This is a genomic window from Pacificibacter marinus (assembly GCF_900109555.1).
In the GTDB taxonomy this organism is placed as follows: domain Bacteria; phylum Pseudomonadota; class Alphaproteobacteria; order Rhodobacterales; family Rhodobacteraceae; genus Celeribacter; species Celeribacter marinus_C.
This window is the reverse complement of record NZ_FNZV01000038.1, coordinates 1-2,191: the sequence shown is the minus strand read 5'-3', so window position 1 is coordinate 2,191 and position 2,191 is coordinate 1. Positions and strand designations below refer to the sequence as shown.

Here is a 2,191-nt window from a genome sequence, read left to right as displayed (position 1 = left end):
GCGTCCCCAGGCCTGCTACTGGAAAAATCGCTTTTGTAACTTTACGCTTCATTTTAACTCCTTTGCTCTCTTAAGGAGAGCTAATACTTTGTCGCCGATCTAACCTTACGACACAGAACTGTGCATTGGCAGAAAATTTGGTTCCAAGGGCGTCGCGACTTCAGCTAGAATTTTATTCATCTGCTTGATTATAGTATGCAGCGCGTTTTCTGTTATGCAAGCCGAGCGTTTAGAACATCTTTAGATCGCCCTTTTCTTTTGCTTTAAAATAGAATTTCCACGTGCAAACTAGACGTTAGTTGAAGTATGATTTCCACGCTTAGAATACGTAGGTGTCCTCTCGGATTATTGCTAAGTAATAGCCCGAGAGGGTGATGGGGAAAATTTACCTATATATTGTTGCAATCTCCTTCATCCCAAAAATAACATGAAGGAGACTTGCTTATTTGGCCGCTAAAAGTTCAGGCACGCTGAGTAAAACCACTTCATTATCTGCGGCGGCGTTCAGTTTTCGCCCCGATGAAAATGGCAGGTTGTTATCAATCGCGACCATAATATGCGTGTCATCCACCCGCATCACGTCTTCAATCGTGAAGAACGGCAGACTGAAACGCCCTACTTCACCGCCATCAGTTTCGATCCGCGCTTTACCATCGGGGTCAGCGATATCCATCAAATCGATCTGACCAATACGGCGCACAAACCCGTCCGCATCCACTGATGCCGTATCAATCAACACAACATGTTTGACCATCGCAGGCAGCGGAAAACAATCCGCAGCAGGTTCGCCCGTGCACTTCAACGATGGCTCACCCTCGCCGTTATCCCGCTCAATCACCAAGGCGCGGGTCTCATCGATGAAGTTGAAATCACCAATCGCCGTGGCACCCTCCGCCAGTTTGAATTTGAAGTTTTCGCCCGTCCAATCGTGCTGCGCCGGATCAAAGGCGAGCACCCGTAAAAATGCACCCTCGGGCTTGCCATCAGCCGCCAAAAGAGGCTTTTCCATCATCGCCCAAAGAAGATCGGTGCCGGGTTGTAGCGCCATGCCCTCATATCCGCCGGAGCGTTGCACCTGCCAATCCTCGCCAATTTTCGACAGCGCAGAGATGCCAGCCGTGTCGGGACCTTTCAGTTCGTTGCCTTCAAACATCGTCGGGTAAATGCCTTTAACGCGGCCATCCAGCGTGGTTTCGATCAAATACGGGCCAAATTCATCGCCGATCCAAATGCTGTCGCCAACGCGCTGAATGCTTTCAAGATCAAGATCAGCGCCAGTAAGATAACGACTTTCTGTTGCATCCCATGAAATCCGAAACGGCAATTTGCGATCGGGATCATGCAAAAACACTGTTTCTTTTACGACCACTTCGCCGGTTTCAAAATCAGGCGCCATACTGTTGAAAAACAACATTGTATCAGGGCTGTTGGCTTTGGTACCAAAACCGTTATCGGTCAAAACATAGACCGATCCGTCTTCCGCGCGGTTCATCGCGAAACCGGAAAACCCTTGCAATGGCTGGCCGATGAATGGCAAATTTAGCCCGGTCAAACGTTTGCCATGCAACCCACCGGTATTGCCGGGCACAGACATTGGCGCATCATTGCGCACGGGGCCGGTGAATTTACCACTGATCAACGCATCGCGCGGCGCATCCGCCGGCGGGGCCATGAGAGTCAGTGCGGGCAGATACGCATGGCCAGCAAGCGTCGCAGGGAAGGTTTCTTGCGCGACAACAGGCGCGGCAGCAAGGCACAGAACGAGGGGGAAGAATCGGTTCATCATGGGGCACTCCTTTGGTGATAGCCCCTATCTCGCGATCAAAAAACACAACCACGTGACATGCGCATAAATATTCTGCAACAGCAGCATTAGCTGGGCGGCTCACAACCACCTGAAATTTTTCCGAAAACAGCAGAACAATAGAGTAACGTGTGTCGAAGTGTGAACCATCCACTCTTCATCTCCTTGGTGGTTGAGACGAGAAAATGGATACATAAATTTTGAGACCATAATTTGAACGGTCGAAAGTTTCAGGTGAGAGGATTAGCTTCGAGATGTGATGCCAGTGGGACTATCAATTGTTAGCTCGTTTGGGCGGGAAGCGGGCATTCGCTGCAAGTGCAGCCTTCAAAAGGTAAACCTGCAAAGCCGACGTTTAGTTCACATCAAAGACCTAAAGAAACCGTC

At 49.8% G+C, this 2,191-nt stretch carries 1 protein-coding gene; it reads right to left on the bottom strand.

From position 1 onward, the window contains the following. Positions 1-442: 442 nt before the first annotated feature. Complete coding sequence (locus BM025_RS18780; RefSeq protein ID WP_085849954.1) at positions 443-1,786, bottom strand: esterase-like activity of phytase family protein; 1,344 nt, start codon at positions 1,784-1,786, stop codon at positions 443-445. Between the last annotated feature and the right edge of the window lie 405 nt (positions 1,787-2,191).

Bases quoted from the DNA above. Each gene is read 5' to 3' on its own strand.
- BM025_RS18780 (WP_085849954.1), bottom strand. From the start codon at position 1,786: ATGATGAACCGATTCTTCCCCCTCGTTCTGTGCCTTGCTGCCGCGCCT.